Origin of the sequence: Streptomyces sp. NPDC012935 (genome assembly GCF_042900345.1) — a bacterium.
GTDB lineage: Bacteria > Actinomycetota > Actinomycetes > Streptomycetales > Streptomycetaceae > Streptomyces.
Genome location: NZ_JBIBBC010000004.1, coordinates 186,960 through 207,331 on the forward strand (window position 1 = coordinate 186,960; position 20,372 = coordinate 207,331).

Here is a 20,372-nt window from a genome sequence, read left to right on the forward strand (position 1 = left end):
CTCCGGCCCAGCCTACGAGCGGGCGCCGGTCCGGCGCAGCCTGCGCACCGCCACCAGTACCCCGCCGCCGGCGAGCAGGGCGGCCGCGCCGCCCGCCGCCAGGTACGGGGTGCTGTCGTCGCCGCCGGTCGCGGCGAGATCGGTGCCGTCCTGCCCCGTCGCCTCGTCGGAGGTGTCGTCGGCGGACGGAGCCGCGCCGCCCTCCGACTCGGCGTCGTCGGCCGGAACGAAGTCCGAGGGCGGGCTGTCGCAGCCGAGGCCGTCGCCGTCCCGGTCGAGGTGGGTGCCATAGTGCTTGTCGCCCTTCGGGATGTCGGAGTACCCGTTGGCGTAGGCCTCGGTGCAGTTCTCGAACGGGTGGTCACCGTCATGGGCAGCGGCGGTGGCCGGCAGAGCGGCCAGCGCCAGCGCGGCGACGACGATGGCGCCGGGCTTGCGGAGCAGGTTCACGGGAGGGTCCTTCCCTGATCGTGCGTGAGGTGACGAACGTAGCCAGGGGCCGCAGTTGCGGAGGAGATATGAAGGACCCGTGATGCGAACGTGACGTGACCGGAAGGTAGCTCTCCGTATGCAGGATCACCGCATGCAGGCGCTCAGCGCACGAGAGGCGATCGCCGGGCGTAGTCGTCGTAGTCGCCGTAGTCGTCGGGCAGGGGATGTGTGTCCAGGTAGAACCACTGAGCCCCGGGCCCTGGCAGCGGGGCCGTTTCGGCGGTGACCGACGGCTCCGGCGGGACGGGCGCGGGTACCTCCGTACGCCCCGGCCCCGGCATCAGCAGCTCCACCCGCAGTCCCAGCCCCCGCTGCTGCGCAGTGAACTCCTCCACCTGGTTGCGGCAGGCGTGGTCCAGATGGGTCACGCCGGTCAGGTCCAGGCGGATGCGCGGCTTGCCCGACGCCGCCGCGCCTTCCAGTGCCTCGATGACCTGCGGCAGCCGTAGGAAGGTGGCGTTGCCGGCCATGACGACCTTCGCGGTGTCGTCCTCGACGTGGTGCCGGATCACCGTCTGGGACATGCGCAGGGCCGCCAGTACGATCCCGGCCGCGAGACCGATGAGGACGCCCTCCAGCAGGGCGGTCGCCACGATGACCAGCGTTGTCGTCGTCATCACCACGAACTCGCCCCGGTCCTGGCGCCACATCTTCGGGAACTCGTCCGGCGCGAACAGCTTCCAGCCGCTGTGCACGAGGACGCCCGCGAGCACCGAGATCGGGATGAGCGCCAGGACCTGCGGCAGCAGCAGCGCGAACGCCAGCAGCCACAGGCCGTGCAGGGTGCGGGAGATGCGGGTCTTGGCGCCGGCCTGGACGTTCGCCGAGCTTCGGGCGACGACCGCGGTGATCGGGAGGGCGCCGAGGATGCCCGCGACGGTGTTGCCGGCGCCCTGGGCGATGAGTTCGGTGTTGTAGCGGGTGCGCGGGCCGCTGTGCATACGGTCCACGGCGGCCGCGGTGAACAGGCTCTCCGCGGAGGCGATGACCGTGAAGGTCAGGATGGAGCCGATGACCGCGGCGTCCACGAGACCCGCGAACTGCTCGGCTCCCGGTACCTGCACCGACGCCAGCAGATTGCCGACCTGGAGCGTCTTCACGTCCACGCCGGGCAGCGCGGCGACCGCGATGCCGATGCCGACCGCCACGAGCGCGGCCGGGACCTTCCTCGCCGGGCCCGGCACCTTCTTCCACAGGAAGCTCAGCACGATCGTGGCGGCGCCGAGCAGCGTGGCGATCATCGCCTGCGGGTTGGTGAGGATGTCCGCGAACAGGCCCGGGATGCCCGCCATGTTCTCGATCGGCGTGCCCGGGGCCTTGGCGTCGGCCATCGGGTAGGCCTGGCTGAACATCAGCGGCAGTCCGATGCCCGCCAGCATGCCCTGGACCACCGCGAGGGAGATCGCCTGGAACATCCGGCCGAGGCGTACGACGCCGAGGACGATCTGCAGGATGCCCGAGAACAGGACGATCACGCCGAGCATCGCGACGCCGTGCTCCAGCACCGTCTCCGCGACCAGCGCGGCGAGCCCGGCGGCCGGTCCGCTGACCTGGAGCGTGCTGCCCCGGACCGCGCCGACGACCAGGCCGCCGATCACCCCTGAGATGATCCCGAGTTCGGCGGGGACGCCGGAGGCGACGGCCACGCCGATGCACAGGGGCAGGGCGACGAGGAAGACGACGAGGGAGGCGGTGATCTCGTTGGCGAGGTCGACCTTCGCGGCCCCGGCGCTCTTGTTGCCCGACGGCTCGGCGGCACCCCCGGCACCCCCGGCACCCCCGGCACCCCCGGCGGCCGCGTTGCCCGGCGACTTGGCGGTACTCACGCCCACCCCATGGTCCGGCGGCGGCTTCGCGGCGCCCCCGACCCACGGCATGCTCACCTTCGTGCGCGTACGCCCGCGCGCATGCGCCCCGCTCATCCGGCATGCACCCGGAACCGGCCGTCGTCCTCCAGCTCGTGCACCTGCCCGGTGTCGACCTCGTAGTACCAGCCGTGCAGTCGCAGTCGCCCTCCGTCCAGCCGCTGCCGGACCACGGGGTAAGTCCGCAGCACGGCAAGCTGGTTGACGACGTTGCCCTGGGCCACGTCCGGCAGCGACGGGTCGTCGGAGGCGGCCGTGAGGAGCGGCGCCAGTTCGGGGCGGGCAAGCTGGAGCCAGGCGTCCACGCCCGGCAGTGCGGACAGGTCGTCGCCGGACTTCAGCGCGCCCATCGCGCCGCAGTGTGAGTGACCGCACACGACGATGTCCTGAACCCCGAGCACCTCCAGTGCGTACTCGATGGTGGCCGCCTCGCCGGAGGCACCAGGGCTGCCGTACGGCGGCACGATATTGCCCGCGTTCCGCAGCTCGAATATCTCTCCGGGCCGGGCGCCGGTAATCAGGGCGGGTATGACCCGCGAGTCCGAGCAGGTTATGAAGAGCGCCTCGGGATATTGCCCTTCAGCCAGTTTCCGGTATTCGCCGTTCTCGAAATCGACCCGCCGCTTGAACGAGCGGGCGCGGTCCAGCAACGCCTTCAACGGTGCCTCCTTGGTGGGGAGTTCGGCCAGTTCACAGCACCGTAGAGGGGACCGCACCAGAGGAAGGTTAAGTGAAACCCAGCGCCTGTCCAGTAATTGGACATTCTTTGTCGCAACGCCCTGCAAGCGCTTGTTTCTTGTAGCGTGTCGACGTCAGGGCAGAGAATGCAAATTCACGGAGAGACAGGACGCATGGGCATACGAGTGCTGCTCATCGAGGACGACGAGACGATCGCCGAACCGCTCGCCGAGGGCCTCGGCCACTTCGGCCTGACGGTGGATCACGTGACCACCGGCGCCGAGGGACTGAGAAGGCCGTACGGCGATGTCGTCCTGCTCGACCTCGGGTTGCCGGACATGGACGGCATCGACGTGTGCCGCGGCATCCGGCGGGTCTCGGACGTCCCGGTCATCATCCTGAGTGCGCGGGGTGAGGAGGCCGACCGGGTCCTCGGACTGGAGCTGGGGGCGGACGACTATCTGGCAAAGCCTTTCAGTGTGCGGGAGTTGGTGGCGCGAGTGCGGGCGGTGACGCGGCGGACCCAGCGCACCGAGACGGTGGCCGAGCCGAGCGCCATGGCGGCGCCGGTGGGTATGGCGGCACCAGGAGGCATGGCGGGACAAGGCGGTATGACGGCACAAGGGGGTATGACGGCACAAGGGGGTATCACGGCGCCGGTCGGTATGGCGGCGCCGGTCGCGCGTGGACGTACGGAAGCGCTGGTGGAGCGGCTGCGTACGGAGGCGGCGGCCGCCCCGGCGGCCCCGCCGCCACCCGCACCTCTGTCGCGCGAGACCGCGCCGGACCCGTCGTACGAGGCCGCTCCCTCACCCTCGTACGCCCCCGGCCCCCTTGTCGTGGACCGGCGCACCCGTCAGGTCTGGGTCGGCGAGGTCCCCGTCACCCTCACCCCGAAGGAGTTCGAGCTGCTGGCGCTGCTGACCGAGGATCCCGGCGCGGTCTACTCGCGGCAGCAGATCCTGGACCGGGTGTGGGACCCGCATTACGAGGGCCCGACCAAGACGCTGGACGTCCATGTCGCCGCGCTGCGGAAGAAGTTGGGGCACCCGGCATGGATCCAGACCCTGCGCGGGGTCGGTTTCCGGCTGGCGGTGCAGACCGAGCCGGGCGGGCCTCGGGTGTCCTCGCCATGACCCGCCGGCTGCTGCTCAGCTACCTCAGTCTCGCCGCGCTCGTCCTGGTCTGCCTGGAGATCCCGCTGGGCTTCGTCTACTCGCGCAGCGAGCGGGAGCGGGTGGTGAGCGCGGCGAAGGACGAGGCCGAGTCGGTCTCCGCGTACGCCTCGCTGTCTCTCAGCACGGGACGGGCCGAGCGGGATCTGCCGCGCAGGGTGGTGCGCTGCGCCGAGCGCATCGGCGGGCAGGTGGTGATCGTGGACGCATCCGGCGCCCTGCTCGCCACCTCGCATCCGCGGGCGGCGGTGATGTCGTCCAACCTCGCCTCCCGCCCCGGTATCGCGGCCGCCCTGCGCGGCACGTCGACCGTGGACGTGCGTACCTCGACCATCGGCGGCGTCGAGTATCTGTCGGTCGCCGGGCCGGTCATGCGCGATGAGCGGCTGCAGGGTGCCGTGTGGCTGACGCTGCCTACGCAGACGGTGCACGAACGTGTCCGTCACGTCTGGCTGTTGCTGGCGCTCGGCGGGCTCGGGGTCCTCACGGCGGTCGCGGTGGTCGGGTTCGCCATCGCTTGCTGGGCAGGACGGCCCATCCGTGAACTGGAGCGCGCCACCCATGAGTTGGCCGAGGGCGGGCGGGCGCGTCCGGTGACGATGACGAAGGGTCCGCCGGAGGTCCGCCGGCTGGCCGCCGCATTCAACCGGACGGCGGCCCGGCTCGCTCATCTCCTCGCCGCTCAACGGGCGTTCGCGGGCGAGGCGTCGCACCAGCTGAAGACGCCGCTCGCGGCGTTGCGGCTGCGGCTGGAGAACCTGGAACCGAACGTCTCCGACCGCGGCATCGGCAGCCTCACCGCGGCCGTGACCGAGACGGACCGGCTCGCACGGATGGTCGAGGGGCTGCTGGCGATGGCCCGCCTGGAAGAGGACTCCGCGACGCCCGCCCCGGTCGACGTGGGCGCGGTCTGCGCGGAAAGGCACCGCACCTGGCTGCCGCTGTTCGAGCAGCAGCGGGTCTCCCTGGTGCTGTTCGCGGGCAGTGTGGGGCCGGTTCTCGCGGTGCCGGGAGGGGTCGAGCAGATCGTGGACAACCTGCTCTCCAACGCCCTGCGCGCCTCCCCGCCCGACAGCACGGTCGCCATCGAGCTACGGCTCCATGTGCCGGTCCGCCGCGCCCTGCGTGATGCCCGCCCCGCCTGGGTCGACCTGCACATCACCGACGAGGGGCCCGGCATGACCTCGGAGCAGCGGGCCCGCGCCTTCGACCGCTTCTGGCGCGCGCCGGGCGCCCCCAAGGGCGGTACGGGACTGGGCCTTTCGCTGGTCCATCGGCTCGCGCACGCGAGCGGCGGTGAGGCGAGCCTGCACGCCTCGGCCGCGGGCGGCCTGGACGCGGTGGTCCGGCTGCCGTCGGCGGAACCGCCGCGCGAGGCGCACGGACCGGGTGTCGAGCGGCCCGGACAGCGCAGGCGGGGGGTCCCGGCGCTGCGCGCATGACCTGCCCGCCCATGGAGGGCTCCGAGGTGCGCCGTCCGACGGCCACCAACTGGCCACGGTCCGTCCACCATGCTCCCTTAGGTTCCATGCCGCTCCCCTGGCACGACCCCGTCGTCGACCGGCGGCGGGGCGGTACGGCACCTCTTGGAGAGACAGTGGAACGTCGTAACCTCCTGCGTGCGGCCGTCCTCGGCGGCTCTGCCGCCGTGTTCGGCGGAACCCTGTGGCGCGGCGCCGCGTACGCGGCCCCGGCCCAGCCCGGCACCGGCCCGTACGGGGCGCTGGGCTCCCCCGACGCCAACGGCATCAGGCTCCCCAGCGGCTTCACCAGCCGTGTCATCGCCCGCTCCGGGCAGACGGTCTCCGGTACGTCGTACACCTGGCACAACGCCCCCGACGGCGGCGCCTGTTACGCGGACGGGTCGGGCTGGATCTATGTCTCCAACTCCGAGATCAACCCATCCGGCGGCGCGAGCGCGGTGAAGTTCTCGTCGGCGGGTGCGATCACGGGCGCATACCGGATCCTGTCGGGCACCCGCCAGAACTGCGCGGGCGGCAGGACTCCGTGGAACACCTGGCTGTCCTGCGAGGAGGTGTCCCTCGGCTACGTCTACGAGACGGACCCGTGGGGCGTCCAGGCGGCGGTCCGCCGTGCCGCGATGGGCCGCTTCAAGCACGAGGCGGCGGCCGCGGACCCGGTGCGCAAGGTGATCTACCTGACCGAGGACGAGACGAACGGCCGCTTCTACCGCTTCGTCCCGACGACGTGGGGCGACCTGTCCTCCGGCACCCTCCAGGTCATGGTCGCGGGCAGCGCCACCTCGGGCTCCTTCACCTGGGCGAACATCCCCGACCCGGACGGCTCCCCGACCGCCACCCGCTCCCAGGTCTCGGGCTCCAAGTCCTTCAACGGCGGCGAGGGCTGCCACTACGCCGACGACACGGTGTGGTTCACGACGAAGGGCGACAACCGGGTCTGGCAGCTCAACCTCACGTCGAACACCTACGAGCTGGCCTACGACGACTCCCTCGTCACCTCCGGCACGGCCCCCCTCACCGGCGTCGACAACATCACCGGCTCCTCCTCCGGCGACCTCTTCGTCGCCGAGGACGGCGGCAACATGGAGATCTGCGTCATCACCCCGGCCGACGTCATCGCCCCGTTCCTGCGCATCGACGGCCAGTCGGGCTCGGAGATCACGGGCCCGGCCTTCTCCCCCGACGGCACCCGCCTGTACTTCTCCAGCCAGCGGGGTACGAGCGGGAGTTCGTCGGGCGGGATCACGTATGAGGTGAAGGGGCCGTTCCGCGCGTAACGGTCACGCTGAGCACTGCATGTCATCCCCTCACGCGACAGCAGTGGGGGATGACATGCAGTGCGGGGATGGCATGCCCCGTCCCTTCCGCCCCTCACGGTCAGGGGCGGATGAAGGCCTTGAGGACCCGGCGGTCGGCCATGGCCCGGTAGGCGTCCCTGCGTCGACGCCGTCGAAGCCGTAGCGCCCACCGTTACGGCATGAGATGTGCAGGCCCTGGGCGCAGTAGTCGCAGGTGTTGTCGCTGTAGGTGAACGGGGCGACGACCAGGTCACCTGCCTTCAGGCCGGTCACGTCCGCGCCGGTCTCCTCGACGATGCCGAGGAACTCGTGGCCCATGGGGCGGCCCGTGCCGGTGGCGGGCATCGACTGGTAGGGCCACACCCCGCGGCACGCGCCCTGACCGCGCCACAGCCGACGGAACGTCCCGCTCCGGCCCCGAACGCCACCGGCCGACAGCCGTAGCCGGCACGGCGGGTCGCCTCAGTCCGTAGCTCTCATGCTGCTGAGGGAAATGCCACGCTTCAACGACGACGCTGCCTGCGGGACCCTTCCCAGCCGGCCGGTGGGCTGTCAGCTCCTGGCTCGCCGCCGGGACGCCTCCCAGGCCTGCTCCTGCCAGAACAGCACCAGGAAGAGCACCAGGACAAGGTCGTCGGACAGCCGCTCGCTGTCGTCATGCAGCCGCACGCGAATGGGACGAGAGCCGAGTCGGTCGTAGAAGACTTCGAGCGGGCCGATGCCACGAACGCGACTGCCGCCTGTGTCGTGCCTGAGCTCATAAGGTCCGATGCGCAGCAGGCGGGCACCGAACCTGCTGCATTCACAGTTCCACTGGCCGACGGTGCGAGGCTGGGTGGACCACGTGCGGTAGGTGATTTCGATGCCGTCCACGGCCCGCAAGCTGGTGCTGAGCCGCTTGTACTCAAGCGGCCATGAACCCAGGGCGCGAGGTGTGCTGTCCAGCCACTCCCGTCGCCCGTAGGAGATCTCCACGTCGCCGATGCTCCGCAGCAGCCCCTTGCTGTACGTCAGCTCGATGTCCATGCGGGCTCCGCCTAGGCGCTGCGGGGCCGGCGCGCGGAGGTCTTCTTCGCAGTGCTCTTCGTCGCAGCGCTCTTCTTCGCAGCGCTCTTCTTCGCAGTGCTATTCGTCGCGGCCGTCTTCTTGGCGGGCTGTTTCCTCGCCGGTGTCTTCTTGGCTGTGGCCTTCTTCGTCGGCAGCTCGTGCACCTCGGCCGGGCCTTCGCCGCGGGAGGCTTTCGCCTTGGCCACGGACTCGTTGAGGGCGGCCATCAGGTCGAACACCTTGCCCTCGCTGTCCGCGGGCTCGGGTGCCTCGGGAAGGGGCTTGTCCTCGCGCTTGGCTTCGATGATCTGCGCCAGCGCGTCGGTGTACGCGTCGTGGAACTCCGGGCCCTCCAGGGCTTCGCGCGTCATGCTGTCGATGAGCGCCAGCGCACCGTCGATCTCGCTCTCGGTCACTTCCACGGGCGGCGGCAGCAGCTCGGCGGGGTCACGGATCTCGTCGGGCCAGTACATGACGTGCAGCACGAGCGCTTCGTCCCGCACGCGCAGCATGCCGAGCCGCTCGCGCCCGTGCCACGCCCACTTGGCGATGGCCACCCGGGACGATCTGCCCAGGGCCTCGCGCAGCAGCTTGTACGGCTTCGCCGCGACCTGGCCCTTGGGGGTGAGGTAGTACCCGGCGCCGATGCGGATCGGGTCGATGGACTCCAGCGGCACGAACGCCTCGATCTCCACGGCCTTCGCGGTGGGCAGCGGCAGGTTCTCGAGGTCGGCGTCGCTGATCGGGATGATGTGGTCCTTGGCCAGCTCGTAGCCCTTGCCGATCTCGCTCTCGTCGACCTGACGGTCCTCGATCTCGCAGATCTTCCGGTAGCGGACCCTGCCCATGTCCTCCAGGTGGTACTGGTGAAAGCTGATGCTGTGGTTCTCCGTGGCACTGGCCACGTTGACCGGCACCGTGACCAGGCCGAACGAGATGGCTCCGGACCAGATCGATCGGGGCATGACAGACCTCCGCGGCTACCCCGAGCAGGACCAGCCTATGAGTGCCACGCTCAGCACGCATGCGCGCGCACGCCTCGGGCATGGCCCCCGGCGTCGTGGCTGTGCCCAACCCAGCTGTGCAGCAGGCTGGGTTACGGCCTTCCCTACTGGTTCAAGTGCCCGCGCACGGCCGGATGTTCGACCCACAGGGCTATGCTCGCCAGAGTGGATGACAGCCTGATACCCCAAGCTCTGACCAGTGAGGCGCAACTCCGAGAGTTGTACGCGGATCCCGGAGAGCGGGCGGTACGCAAAGAACTCGACCACATCGACGAGATGTCGCGCCGCCTCATCGCGGTCTCGCCCGTGGTGTTCGTCGCCACCAGCGATGCCGATGGCCGCTGTGACGTGGCCCCTCGGGGCGGCACCCCCGGTTTCGTCACGGTCCTCGACGAGCGTCACGTAGTGATTCCGGACGCGACGGGGAACAATCGGCTGGACAGCTATCGCAACATCCTGGCCAACGGGCACGCCGGGCTCAACTTCGTCATCCCCGGCCGGGACACGACGCTTCGTGTCAACGGCGCGGCCTGGATCACGGCCGATGAAGACCTGCTGGCGCGGCTGACCCCGGTCGGCAAGCCGCCGAAAACTGCGCTGGTCGTGCGGGCCGACGAAGTTTACGCCCACTGCCCCAAGGCGTTCGTCCGGTCGAAACTCTGGCGCCCCGAGGCATGGCCGCTCAAGGAGGAGCAGCCGACGCCGGCCGAGGTCACCCTTGCTCATCAGCGCGACCCCAGCTTGACGATCGCCGAGGTCGAGCAGGATCAGCGTGACTCCCTCCTGTACCGACTGGCCTGATGCGGTAGTCCACCGCGAGTGCTGTGCAGGACGGGCCTGCCCGCGGCAGATGCCCCATCGGCGCGGGGCCCCTGTCGTGACGGCTCGTGACGGGTTCAGCCACCGACGCAGGAGAAGGCGGCACCCCCGCACAGGGTGCCGCCCTCCTTGGTGCACCGGAGTCGCCGCCCATCGGTCTTGAGGGTCGGGGACAGGCGACGACTCCGGAGTTCAGTGGCCGTGCGGCCTAGCGGTGGTCGCTGCCCACCGACTGGGAGGCCGCGCGGCCGGCCTCGAGGCGGGCGACCGGGATGCGGAACGGGGAGCAGGAGACGTAGTCGAGGCCGACCTCGTGGAAGAAGTGGACCGACTCGGGGTCGCCGCCGTGCTCGCCGCAGACGCCGAGCTTGAGGTCGGGACGGGTGTCGCGGCCGGCCTTGGCCGCGGCCGCGACCAGGGAACCCACGCCGTCCTTGTCGATGGTCTCGAACGGGGAGACGCCGAAGATGCCCTTCTCCAGGTAGGCCGTGAAGAACGAGGCCTCTACGTCGTCCCGGCTGAAGCCCCACACCGTCTGGGTGAGGTCGTTCGTGCCGAAGGAGAAGAACTCCGCCGCCTCGGCGATCTGACCGGCCGTGAGGGCAGCGCGCGGGAGCTCGATCATCGTGCCGATCGAGAGCTTCAGCTTCGTCCCGGTCGCCGCCTCGACCTCCGCGATGACCTGGTCGGCCTCCTCGCGGACGATCTCCAGCTCCTGGACGGTGCCGACGAGCGGGATCATGATCTCGGCGCGCGGGTCGCCCTTGGCGTTCTTGCGCTCGGCCGCCGCTTCCGCGATCGCGCGGACCTGCATCGTGAACAGGCCGGGGATGACCAGGCCCAGGCGTACGCCGCGCAGGCCCAGCATCGGGTTCTGCTCGTGCAGGCGGTGCACGGCCTGGAGGAGGCGGAGCTCGTTCTCGTGGGGTTCCTGGCGGGACTCCGCCAGGGCCACGCGGACCGAGAGTTCCGTGATGTCGGGGAGGAACTCGTGCAGCGGCGGGTCGAGGAGACGGACCGTCACCGGCAGGCCGTCCATCGCCGAGAAGAGCTCGACGAAGTCCTTCTTCTGCAGCGGCAGCAGCTCCGCGAGGGCTGCCTCGCGCACCTCCTCGGTGTCGGCGAGGATCAGCTTCTCGACCATCTCGCGGCGCTCACCGAGGAACATGTGCTCGGTGCGGCACAGGCCGATGCCCTGGGCGCCGAAGCGACGGGCGCGCAGCGCGTCCTCGGCGTTGTCCGCGTTGGCCCGCACCCGCAGCCGGCGCTTGCGGTCCGCGAAGGCCATGATGCGGTGCACCGCCTCCACCAGCTCGTCGGCGTCCTGCGCACCCGCGTGCATCCGGCCCTCGAAGTACTCCACGACCGGGGACGGGACCACCGGGACCTCGCCCAGGTAGACCTTGCCGGACGACCCGTCGATGGAGATGACGTCGCCCTCCTCGACGACGTGTCCGCCCGGGACCGTCATCCGGCGGCGCTTGGTGTCGACCTCCAGCTCCTCCGCGCCGCAGACACAGGTCTTGCCCATGCCGCGCGCCACCACGGCCGCGTGCGAGGTCTTGCCGCCGCGCGAGGTGAGGATGCCCTCGGCCGCGATCATGCCGTCCAGGTCGTCGGGGTTGGTCTCCCGGCGGACCAGGATGACCTTCTCGCCCGAACGGGACCACTTCACCGCGGTGTACGAGTCGAAGACCGCCTTGCCGACCGCCGCACCCGGCGACGCCGCGATGCCCCGGCCGACCTGCTCGACCTTGGCGTCGTCGTCGAACTTGGGGAACATCAGCTGCGCGAGCTGGGCGCCGTTGACGCGCTGGAGCGCCTCCGCCTCGTCGATGAGGCCCTGGTCCACGAGCTGGGTCGCGATCCGGAAGGCGGCGCCCGCCGTGCGCTTGCCGACGCGGGTCTGGAGCATCCACAGCTGACCGCGCTCGATGGTGAACTCGATGTCGCAGAGGTCCTTGTAGTGGTTCTCCAGCGTCTCCATGATCTGCATCAGCTGGTCGTACGACTTCTTGTCGATCGACTCCAGCTCCGCCAGCGGGACGGTGTTGCGGATGCCCGCGACCACGTCCTCGCCCTGGGCGTTCTGCAGGTAGTCGCCGTAGACGCCCTGGTGGCCGGACGCGGGGTCACGGGTGAAGGCGACGCCCGTGCCCGAATCGGGGCCCAGGTTGCCGAAGACCATCGAGCAGACGTTGACGGCCGTACCCAGGTCGTGCGGGATGCGCTCCTGACGGCGGTAGAGCTTGGCCCGGTCGGTGTTCCAGGAGTCGAAGACCGCGTGGATGGCGAGGTCCATCTGCTCGCGCGGCTCCTGCGGGAAGTCCCGGCCGGCCTCCTTCTTCACGATCTTCTTGAAGGCGGTGACCAGCTTCTTGAGGTCGGCGGCCTCCAGGTCGGTGTCGACCGTGACCTTCTTGGCCTCCTTGGCCTTGTCGAGGGCCTCCTCGAAGAGCTCGCCGTCGACACCGAGGACCGTCTTGCCGAACATCTGGATCAGGCGCCGGTAGGAGTCCCACGCGAACCGCTCGTCGCCCGCCTGCTCGGCGAGGCCCTTCACGGACTTGTCGGAGAGTCCGATGTTGAGGACCGTGTCCATCATTCCGGGCATGGAGAACTTGGCGCCGGAACGGACCGAGACGAGCAGCGGGTTGTCGGCCTGGCCGAGCTTCTTGCCCATGCGGGACTCGAGGGCGTCGAGGTGCGCACTCACCTCGTCACGCAGTGCCGCGGGCTCCTCGCCGCTGTCGAGGTAGACCTTGCAGGCTTCCGTCGTGATCGTGAAGCCGGGGGGAACAGGAAGCCCCAGGTTGGTCATCTCGGCGAGGTTCGCGCCCTTGCCACCCAGGAGGTCCTTGAGGTCCTTGTTTCCCTCGGTGAAGTCGTAAACGAACTTCGCTACGTGGGGTTCTTTGTTTTCCGACACGGTCTCGACTCCCTCGAGGACGCGGTGGCTGCCCTGACGGCGAGGAACATACCCAGATCGAAGGCGCCTGGGTACGTCTACTCACGCGTCATGCGCCTGTAACCACCCGTCCGCCAGTGGATCGAAAGTCAAGGCTTGGCAAGCCGTGACGGGCGGATGTTTTCACTTCTTGAACGCAAGAGGGTCCAGGGGTGCGGTATTTCGCTCACATGAGCAGCCATCCCGCACGTTTGATTTCGATCGATGAACGATCAAGGGGTGGCACCGAGTGCCACCCCTTGGAGAAGTGCAGCCGCTCAAGATCCGCTCATCTGAGCGCAACCCTTATCAAGGGTGGCGAGAATCACGCTGCCACAGCCGACGAGATTTCACCATGCGGACGTGCCTCGAGACGGAAACAGGGACGTCACACCCCCAGCGCGAGCAGCCGTTCCTCCACCCGCGAGGGCGCGTACAGATGCTCCACGACCAGCGCCCCGGCGCCCACGAGCCCGGCCCGCTCCCCCAGCCGCGAGGTCACGACGCTCAGATGAGCCGTGGAGCGCGGCAGCGCCCGCTGGTACAGCAACTCGCGTACGCCGGTCAGGAACGGCGTCCCGGCCAGATCCCCGGCGATCATCAGCACCCCGGGATTGAGCAGCGTCACGACCGTCGCCAGTACGTCCCCGACCTGCCGCCCGGCCTCCCGTGCCAGTGCGGCCGCCCCCGGATGGCCTGACGCCAGCACATCCCGCACATCAGAACCGGAGGCCGCGGGCACCCCCGCCTCGGCCAGCCGCCGGGCCACGGCACCACCACTGGCGACGGCCGCGAGACAGCCGTACGACCCACACCGGCACAGCGCGTCCGCGCCCGCCGGCACCCGGATGTGGCCGAGGTCGCCGGCACCCCCGTCGACGCCCCGGTAGATCGAGCCGTCGACCACGACCCCGGCGCCGATCCCGGTCGAGACCTTGACCAGGACGAACGCCGAGCAGTCGGAGAAACCCGCGCGCCGTTCGCCGTACGCCATGAGGTTGGCGTCGTTGTCGACCAGTACCGGGACCGGCGCGGCGCCGGTGGCCTCGGTGAAGGCCCCCGCCAGACGTCCCGTTATGTCGTAGCCGTCCCAGCCGGGCATGATCGGCGGCTGGACGACCCGGCCGGTCCCGCTGTCCACCGGCCCCGGCACCGCGAGCCCGATCCCGCCCACCTCGTCGGCCCGGCGCCCGGCCTTCTCCAGCAGCTCGGCGAACCAGCGCCCCAGCTCGCCCAGCACCAGGTCCGGCCCGTCCTCGATGACCAGCGTGCCGGTGTGCTCGGCGAGGATCTCGCCGGTCAGGGAGAGTACGGCGGCACGCGCGTGCCGGGTCTCCAGGTCGGCGGCCAGGATCACGGCGTGGGCGTCGTCGAACTCCAGCCTGATGGAGGGGCGGCCGCCCAGCGGGGAGCCCACGGGGCCGCCGGCGCCCTCACGCAGCCAGCCGGCGCGGAACAGGCGGTCGAGGCGCTGGCCGACGGTGGCCCGGGAGAGGCCTGTGGCCTGTTGGAGCGCTCCGCGCGTGACGGCTCGCCCGCTCCGCACCAGTTCGAGCAGTTCCCCGGCACTTGCCTGACCCCGTGCGCTCATGCACACCCCCTTGTGCTACTCAACTTTGCATTACATATTGGGTTTTGCGTGTTAAATAGACGTAACTCTACGGTAGCCATGACCGAACCGGTCGGCCGGACGTCTTTCGGGGAGCCCCGAGTGGATCGCACTGCCCAGCTCACAGCCCGTCCCGTGGCGCGTGACATTGCATACGATCCGCCTCCCGCGGCGGATACGCTGCACGTCAGGGCCGCCCGGGTGCTGGACGACAATTGGACGGGCACCTCGACGGTGCCCTCGCACAGCCTGTATCCCCACCAGTGGTCCTGGGACTCGGCGTTCATCGCGATCGGCCTGAGGCACGTCTCACCGCTGCGGGCCCAGACGGAGCTGGAGACGCTGCTCGACGCCCAGTGGGGTGACGGGCGGATCCCGCACATCGTCTTCAACCCCTCCGTGCCGCTCGACGCCTACTTCCCGAGCCCCGACTTCTGGCGCTCCTCGACCGCGGGGCACGCTGCGGGCGCCCCGCGCACCGTTCAGACCTCCGGCATCGTGCAACCACCGGTGCACGCGCTGGCGGCCTGGCTGGTGCACCGCGCCGACCCGGGACTGTCCCGGGCGCGCGGCTTCCTCACCCGGATCTATCCCCGCCTCGCCGCGTGGCACCGCTATCTGCTGCACCGGCGCGACCTCGGCGCAGGCGGCCTCGCGTCCGTCGTGCACCCCTGGGAACAGGGTATGGACAACAGCCCCTGCTGGGACGCCCCGCTCTCCCGGATCGCCCCGGCCCCGGCCCGCTCCTTCCGCCGCGCCGACCTCGACCACGGAGCGGCCGAGGACCGGCCGACGGATCTGGACTACGGGCGGTATGTGCGGCTGGCGACGGACTACCGCGACGGCGGGTACGCGGACGGCGGCGGGGACTTCGCGGTCGAGGACCCCGCCTTCAACGCCCTGCTCATCGCCTCCGAGCACGCGCTGGCAGAGATCGCCCGGGAGCTGGGCGCGACGGGCACGGCCCGGCACGCGCGCGCCGAGCGGCTCACGGTGGCGCTGGTCGAGCGACTGTGGGACCCGGCGGAGGGCATGTTCTTCTGCCGGGACGTGCGGAGCGAGGGGCAGAGCGACGCACGGGGCGTGGGGCGGAGCAACGGCCAGGGCGTGGCCCGGAGCGACACACAGGGCGTAGGGCAGAGCAACGGCCAGGGCACGGCGCGGAGCAACGCACAGGGCGTAGGGCAGAGCGACGCACAGGGCGTGGCGCGGAGCAACGGCCTGGGCGTAGGGCGGAGTGACGGCCCGTCGGACGGGGAGCTGATCCGCGAGCGCAGCGTCTCCGGCCTCGTCCCCCTCCTCCTGCCCGCCCTCCCCAGCGACATCGCCGCCGCGCTGGTGCGGACGCTGGGCGGACCGCACTTCGGCCTCGGCGGCACGACGCGCCTCGTGCCGAGCTACGACCTTTTGGGCGAGGCCTTCGAACCGCACCGCTACTGGCGGGGCCCGGCCTGGTTCAACACGAGCTGGCTGCTGGAGCGCGGGCTCCGGCTGCACGGCGAGCGCGGCCGGGCCGACGCCCTGCGCAGGGCGATCCTGCACACCGCCGACGCCTCCGGGTTCGCCGAGTACGTGAGCCCGTACACCGGCGACGCCTGCGGAGCCACCGGCTTCAGCTGGACCGCCGCGCTCGCGCTCGACCTGCTGCACGACCACCCCGCGTGGGACAAGAACGCCGTCAGGAAACTCAAGGGAGGGGACCGGGGATGACGGACCGCCATCATCTGCTCGTGCACGGAGGGACGTTCGCCGCCGTGGGCGACGGCGGGGACATCAGCGGCGTACGGGCCGCTGGTTCCCCGGAGGGGTTATTCGTACGCGACGCCCGGCATCTGAGCCGCTGGCAGCTCACCGTGGACGGCGCGGTGCCCGAGGCGCTCTCCCCGGTCGCCGACGGGGACACGGCCCGCTGTGTCCTGGTCCCGCGCGGCGGCCGCAACGAGCCTGCGGCCTACACGCTCTTCCGCGAACAGGCCGTCGGGGACGGCTCGTTCATCGAGTCCCTGCGCGTGACCAGCAACCGCCCGGTGCCGACGACGATCCGCCTGGCGATCACCGCCGACGCCGACTTCACCGACCAGTTCGAGCTGCGCTCCGACCACCGCACGTACGCCAAGACCGGCGCCACCCGCTCACGCCAAGTCCTGGACCACGGTGTGGAGTTCGCGTACCAGCGAGGCGAATGGCGTTCGATCACGACCGTGACGGCCGAGCCCGCACCCGACGGCGTGGAGGAGACCGGCACCGGCGCCCGGCGCCTGGTCTGGACCCTCGAGCTCGACCCGCACGCCACGGCGGAGCTGACCCTCCGGGTGATGGCCCGCCCCCACGGCGACAAACGCGCACTGCGCGTCCCCCGATCCCCCGCGGCCCTGTCCGCCCAACTCCTGTCCCTGGAGGGCGAGTTCGCGGAAGGCGTGGCCTTCCCGACCGGCTGGCCCGAACTGGCCGCCGCCTGCGCCCGGGGCCTGGCCGACCTGGCCGCGCTCCAGGTCCCGGCGACGGGCCCGGACGGCGAGGAACTGCGCGTCCCCGCGGCCGGCGCCCCCTGGTTCCTGACCCTCCTCGGCCGCGACGCACTCCTCACCTCGCTCTTCGCCCTCCCCTACCGCCCCCGCCTGGCCGCCGCCACCCTCCCCGCACTGGCCGCGACCCAGGCGACGGAGACGGTCCCCGAGTCCGTCGCCCAGCCCGGCAAGATCGTGCACGAGGTGCGACACGGCGAGCTGGCGCACTTCGGGCAGGTGCCGTACGGCCGCTACTACGGCTCGGTGGACGCGACCCCGCTGTTCCTGGTCCTCCTCGGCGCGTACGTGGAACAGACCGGCGACACGGCCATGGCCCGCGCCCTGGAGCCCCACGCCCGCGCGGCGATCGGCTGGATGCTGGACCACGGTGGGCTGACCTCCCGCGGCTACCTGGTCTACCGCGCCGACCAGGGCGGCCTCGCCAACCAGAACTGGAAGGACTCCCCCGGCGCCATCTGCTCGGCCGACGGCACCCGGCCCGGCGGCCCCGTGATGGCGGCGGGCGCCCAGGGCTATGCGTACGACGCCCTGCGCCGCACGGCGTGGCTGGCCCGCACGGCGTGGCAGGACGAGACCTACGCGGCCCTCCTGGAACAGGCTGCGGGCGACCTCCGTGACCGTTTTCAGCGGGACTTCTGGATGCCGGAGCGCTCTTTCCCCGCGCTGGCGCTGGACGGCGGGGGCCGCCAGGTAGACGCGCTGGCGTCGGACGCCGGTCATCTCCTGTGGTCCGGGCTGCTGGACAAGGAGTACGGCGAGGCGGTGGGCCGCCGCCTCCTGGAGCCGGACTTCTTCTCGGGCTGGGGAGTGCGCACGCTGGCCTCAGGCCAGGGGGCGTACCACCCGCTCTCCTACCACCGGGGGTCGGTCTGGCCGCACGACAACGCGCTGATCACCCTGGGCCTGGCCCGCTACGGCCTGCACGACGAGGCCCGCGCGGTGGCCCACGCCCTGGTCGACGCGGCGACGACCACCGGCCACCGCCTCCCGGAGGTCCTCGCGGGCTACGGCCGCGACACCCACGCGGAACCCGTGCCGTACCCGCACGCCTGCGTACGCGAGTCCCGCTCGGCGGCGGCCCCGCTGGCGCTGCTGACGGCGGTGGGCGGGGCGTAGACGGGCTGCCGCGGGCCTGTTGGCCTGCCGTTTGCCCAGCGTTTGCCGAGCGCTGGGGCACTGGAGCTGAACACCGGCCGGGGGCCGACCGTACGGGATGACGGCGGGCCCCCAGCCTCCCCAGCGAGGCCCGCCGCACCACTCCACCAGGGGCCTCGCACGGAAGGACCTTCGGGTGCCTGTCTTCACGCGCCTACGTCAGCTGCCCGGCAAGAAGAACAACTTGCCCGACGAGACGGCCGCCCCCAGCGAGCCCCCCGCGACGGCAACCGACGGGGCCTCCCCGCAGCCCCCTCCTGCATCCACCAGCGAGACCGCGTCCGCAAAGTGCGAGGACGCGACACAGAAGCCCCCCGCCCCCACCGACGAGAACACGACCGACGAGAACGCGACCACCGAGACCACGACCACCGACAGCGAGGCCACCCCGCACGACCCCCCCACGCCGTCCCACAAGACCACGACCACCAACAGCGAGGACGCACTGCGGGAGCCCCCCGCCCCCTCCGACGAAGCCGCACCCCTCCCCCAGGAACCCGCGGCCGCCGACGGCGAGGACCCTCCACAGGGGCCACCCGCACCCGGCGACGAACGCGGCACGGGTGGTGCGGGTGGCAACAACCCGGGCGAAGGCGAAGGCGAAGCCGAGCCCGAGGCGAAGCCCGCAACCACCCGCGCCCTCAAGATCAGGCGAACCCTCCACTGGACGGCCACCACCCTCGCCACCGCCCTGATCCTCGGCGCCCTCCTCCTCCCCAACACCCTCCCCGCCCTGCAGCCGAACAGGTTCACCCGCATCCCCGCGGAGGCGATCATCGGCGCGGTCGTGCTGCTCGCCCTCCCCCGCCGCCCACGCATGGCCGCGGCCACGCTCTACGGCATCGGCCTCGCCGTACTCACCGTGCTGAACCTTCTCGACATGGGCTTCAACGAATACCTCGGCCGCGGCTTCAACGCCGCCCTCGACTGGGACCTCCTCCCGGACGCCCAGTCGTACGTCGCCGACACGATGGGCGGCGCCGTGGCCACCGGTGCGGCAGTGGGCGGCGTGATCCTGATCCTGCTGCTGATGGCCCTCATGGCAGCCGCAACGATCCGGCTCAGCACCCTGCTCGCCCTGCACAAGGCAAGGGCCACCCAGGGCGCGCTCATGGCCGGCACGGTGTGGATCACCTGCACCGCACTCAACCTCCAGGCCTTCGGCATGCCGATCGCGTCCGACCACGCGGCCGGCGCCTTCAGGACCCACGCCCAGCGGACGGTGGACTCTCTCCAGGACGAGGCCCGCTTCGCCGAGGAGGCCAAGGCCGACACCTTCGGCAACACGCCCCCCGACCAACTCCTGCCGGACCTGCGCGGCAAGGACGTCGTCTTCACGTTCATCGAGAGCTACGGCCGCAGCGCCATCGAGGACCCGGTCACGGCCCCCGGCGTCGGCAGGACCCTGGACGCGAGCAACGAGGCCCTGGCCGAGGCGGGCTTCCACGCGAAGAGCGGCTGGCTGACCTCGGCGACGTTCGGCGGCAGCAGCTGGCTCGGCCACTCCACGACCATGTCGGGCCTGTGGATCGACAACCAGCGGCGCTACCGCACCGTCACCGCCGGCGAGCACCTCACCCTCACCAAGGCGTTCCAGAAGACCGGCGCCTGGGACACGGTCGGGGTCATGCCCGGCGTGCAGAAGGGCTGGCCGGAGTCGAAGTGGTACGGCCTCGACAGGCTGTACAACGCCTGGCAACTGGGCTACAAGGGACCGAAGTTCAGCTGGTCGACGATGCCCGACCAGTACGCCCTGGAGGCCTTCCAGCGCCAGATCCACGGCAAGAAGCGCGACAAGCCGCTGATGTCCTTCGTCATCCTGACCTCCAGCCACCAGCCCTGGGCCCCGCTGCCGAAGATGGTCGACTGGGACGATCTGGGCGACGGCTCGGTCTTCGACCCGATCCAGAAGGCCGGTAAGAAGGCGGGGGACGTCCTCACCGACACCACGAAGTCCCGTGAGGAGTACGGCAAGTCCGTCGAGTACTCGCTGACCAGCCTCACGCAGTGGATGGAGCGCTACGGCACCGACGACACCGTCCTCGTCTTCCTCGGCGACCACCAGCCGATGGCCCGCGTCAGCGGCAACCACGCCGGCCGTGACGTACCGATCTCCGTCGTCGCCAAGGACCCCAAGGTCCTCGACAGGATCGCCGACTGGAACTGGACGGACGGCATCGAGCCCGCCAAGGACGCCCCGGTCTGGAAGATGAGCGCCTTCCGGGACCGCTTCCTGACGGCGTACGGCTCGACACCGCACGCCTCGGACTAGGC

14 protein-coding genes and 1 pseudogene are annotated in these 20,372 nt (G+C 70.8%); 7 read left to right on the forward strand and 8 right to left on the reverse strand.

The window, feature by feature from the left end; translation table 11 throughout:
* Window positions 1-12: 12 nt before the first annotated feature.
* The 3 genes from ACFY5C_RS12675 to ACFY5C_RS12685 form a co-directional block, all read right to left on the reverse strand.
* On the reverse strand, window positions 13-450 hold the full coding sequence (locus ACFY5C_RS12675; RefSeq protein ID WP_389443690.1) for an LAETG motif-containing sortase-dependent surface protein: 438 nt from the start codon (window positions 448-450) through the stop codon (window positions 13-15).
* Window positions 451-593: 143 nt separating this feature from the next.
* A complete protein-coding gene (locus ACFY5C_RS12680) occupies window positions 594-2,414 on the reverse strand; it encodes a SulP family inorganic anion transporter (RefSeq protein ID WP_389443692.1) in 1,821 nt (606 codons plus the stop codon).
* Window positions 2,411-3,016, reverse strand: coding sequence for a carbonic anhydrase (locus ACFY5C_RS12685; RefSeq protein WP_389444125.1), 606 nt, complete (start codon window positions 3,014-3,016; stop codon window positions 2,411-2,413). The genes ACFY5C_RS12680 and ACFY5C_RS12685 overlap by 4 nt, the downstream gene beginning before the upstream one ends.
* Before the next feature lie 192 nt (window positions 3,017-3,208).
* On the opposite strand from ACFY5C_RS12685, the gene ACFY5C_RS12690 reads away from it, so the two are divergent.
* From ACFY5C_RS12690 to ACFY5C_RS12700, 3 genes are all read left to right on the forward strand, one after another.
* The gene (locus ACFY5C_RS12690) at window positions 3,209-4,171 is read left to right on the forward strand and encodes a response regulator transcription factor (protein WP_389443694.1); all 963 of its coding nucleotides are present in this window, start codon (window positions 3,209-3,211) and stop codon (window positions 4,169-4,171) included.
* Window positions 4,168-5,652, forward strand: coding sequence for a sensor histidine kinase (locus ACFY5C_RS12695; protein ID WP_389443696.1), 1,485 nt, complete (start codon window positions 4,168-4,170; stop codon window positions 5,650-5,652). The genes ACFY5C_RS12690 and ACFY5C_RS12695 overlap by 4 nt, the downstream gene beginning before the upstream one ends.
* Window positions 5,653-5,807: 155 nt before the next feature.
* Complete coding sequence (locus tag ACFY5C_RS12700; protein ID WP_389443698.1) at window positions 5,808-6,968, forward strand: alkaline phosphatase PhoX; 1,161 nt, start codon at window positions 5,808-5,810, stop codon at window positions 6,966-6,968.
* 156 nt (window positions 6,969-7,124) lie between these two features.
* Here ACFY5C_RS12700 and ACFY5C_RS12705 read toward each other — a convergent pair.
* The 3 genes and pseudogenes from ACFY5C_RS12705 to ACFY5C_RS12715 all read right to left on the reverse strand — a co-directional run.
* Window positions 7,125-7,352, reverse strand: a pseudogene (locus ACFY5C_RS12705) (alcohol dehydrogenase catalytic domain-containing protein); the annotation flags it as partial.
* Window positions 7,353-7,541: 189 nt separating this feature from the next.
* On the reverse strand, window positions 7,542-8,015 hold the full coding sequence (locus ACFY5C_RS12710) for a hypothetical protein (RefSeq protein ID WP_389443700.1): 474 nt from the start codon (window positions 8,013-8,015) through the stop codon (window positions 7,542-7,544).
* An 11-nt stretch (window positions 8,016-8,026) separates the two neighbouring features.
* Window positions 8,027-9,001, reverse strand: a complete 975-nt coding sequence (locus ACFY5C_RS12715) for a Ku protein (RefSeq protein WP_389443702.1) — start codon at window positions 8,999-9,001, stop codon at window positions 8,027-8,029.
* 204 nt (window positions 9,002-9,205) lie between these two features.
* Between ACFY5C_RS12715 and ACFY5C_RS12720 the strand changes: the two genes are divergently transcribed.
* Window positions 9,206-9,841 (forward strand): MSMEG_1061 family FMN-dependent PPOX-type flavoprotein, encoded by a 636-nt coding sequence (locus ACFY5C_RS12720; protein WP_389443704.1) that lies wholly within the window; start codon window positions 9,206-9,208, stop codon window positions 9,839-9,841.
* A gap of 226 nt (window positions 9,842-10,067) precedes the next feature.
* Here the strand turns inward: ACFY5C_RS12720 and ppdK are convergent, their stop codons facing one another.
* Together ppdK and ACFY5C_RS12730 are read right to left on the reverse strand one after the other, a co-directional pair.
* Entirely contained in the window at window positions 10,068-12,788 is a 2,721-nt protein-coding gene (ppdK, locus tag ACFY5C_RS12725) for a pyruvate, phosphate dikinase (protein WP_389443706.1), read from the reverse strand.
* 406 nt (window positions 12,789-13,194) lie between these two features.
* Complete coding sequence (locus ACFY5C_RS12730; RefSeq protein ID WP_389443708.1) at window positions 13,195-14,397, reverse strand: ROK family protein; 1,203 nt, start codon at window positions 14,395-14,397, stop codon at window positions 13,195-13,197.
* A 120-nt stretch (window positions 14,398-14,517) separates the two neighbouring features.
* Between ACFY5C_RS12730 and ACFY5C_RS12735 the strand changes: the two genes are divergently transcribed.
* From ACFY5C_RS12735 to ACFY5C_RS12745, 3 genes are all read left to right on the forward strand, one after another.
* Window positions 14,518-16,125 carry a hypothetical protein gene (locus ACFY5C_RS12735; RefSeq protein WP_389443710.1) on the forward strand — a complete coding sequence of 536 codons (1,608 nt, stop codon included), beginning with the start codon at window positions 14,518-14,520 and terminating at the stop codon, window positions 16,123-16,125.
* Window positions 16,122-18,059: a glycogen debranching N-terminal domain-containing protein gene (locus ACFY5C_RS12740; protein ID WP_389443712.1), complete on the forward strand. Its 1,938-nt coding sequence runs from the start codon at window positions 16,122-16,124 to the stop codon at window positions 18,057-18,059. Before ACFY5C_RS12735 ends, ACFY5C_RS12740 begins: the two co-directional genes overlap by 4 nt.
* A 175-nt stretch (window positions 18,060-18,234) precedes the next feature.
* A complete protein-coding gene (locus ACFY5C_RS12745; RefSeq protein WP_389443714.1) occupies window positions 18,235-20,370 on the forward strand; it encodes a sulfatase-like hydrolase/transferase in 2,136 nt (711 codons plus the stop codon).
* Window positions 20,371-20,372 lie beyond the last annotated feature (2 nt).

What these genes read in the sequence shown, in the direction of transcription:
- ACFY5C_RS12740 (WP_389443712.1), top strand. Translation starts at nt 16,122, where the DNA reads ATGACGGACCGCCATCATCTGCTCGTGCACGGAGGGACGTTCGCCGCC.
- ACFY5C_RS12710 (WP_389443700.1), bottom strand. Translation starts at nt 8,015, where the DNA reads ATGGACATCGAGCTGACGTACAGCAAGGGGCTGCTGCGGAGCATCGGC.
- ACFY5C_RS12695 (WP_389443696.1), top strand. Translation starts at nt 4,168, where the DNA reads ATGACCCGCCGGCTGCTGCTCAGCTACCTCAGTCTCGCCGCGCTCGTC.
- ACFY5C_RS12730 (WP_389443708.1), bottom strand. Translation starts at nt 14,397, where the DNA reads ATGAGCGCACGGGGTCAGGCAAGTGCCGGGGAACTGCTCGAACTGGTG.
- ACFY5C_RS12680 (WP_389443692.1), bottom strand. Translation starts at nt 2,414, where the DNA reads ATGAGCGGGGCGCATGCGCGCGGGCGTACGCGCACGAAGGTGAGCATG.
- ACFY5C_RS12715 (WP_389443702.1), bottom strand. Translation starts at nt 9,001, where the DNA reads ATGCCCCGATCGATCTGGTCCGGAGCCATCTCGTTCGGCCTGGTCACG.
- ACFY5C_RS12690 (WP_389443694.1), top strand. Translation starts at nt 3,209, where the DNA reads ATGGGCATACGAGTGCTGCTCATCGAGGACGACGAGACGATCGCCGAA.